At 47.5% G+C, this 600-nt stretch carries 1 pseudogene; it reads right to left on the bottom strand.

Features of this window, described 5'->3' with window-relative positions:
* Nucleotides 1–600, bottom strand: a pseudogene (locus R7O13_RS28810) (endonuclease/exonuclease/phosphatase family protein); the annotation flags it as partial.

The following is a 600-nucleotide window of genomic DNA, read 5'->3' as shown; positions in this document are numbered from 1 at the left end:
TTTTTGTCTTTCTCATAGGATGGGTTAATCAGGTGTTGTTCTAACACTTGATAATCAATCACTTCCGCTACCGATATATCCGAATGTGTATCAAACTCTTGAGAAAGCAGGATGTAATCCAGCACGTTCCCCGTAGAAAAGTGGTAGTGAGTCGCAGGGCGCACTTCAAGAGACGAGCCCGTTTGCAGATTCCAACCATCCTTTAGTTGTAATTCGGTGACGCTGTCACTAAAGGTTTCGGTAAGCACGTTATTAACGCTTTCTTTTGAGATGGGCTGGTTCATATCACCCATTAACACGGTCGGTATCGGATGTGCTCGATATTGTGCCTGCATCGCGTCTCGCAACATGGCCGCTTCCCAACCGCGTTGCTGTGTAGACAACCAACGAGCCATTACGCGACTTGATGGTTCTGGCGTTTCGGTATCCGCAGGGCGTTGAGATTTGAGGTGAGTGACATATATGGCAATGTGACCAAGGACTGGGTGAACGACTTGCGCATAAATCGGCTTGCGACTGAAATCGGGTGCTTCATTTACCCCAAATGGCGTGAGTGAGTTTGAATCGAACTCTCCGCGTTTTACATCCTCAATAGGAAAG

It is taken from the genome of Vibrio sp. Y176, from assembly GCF_033438945.1.
Note: the sequence above shows the minus strand (reverse complement) of the source record. Positions and strands in the feature narration are given on the sequence as shown.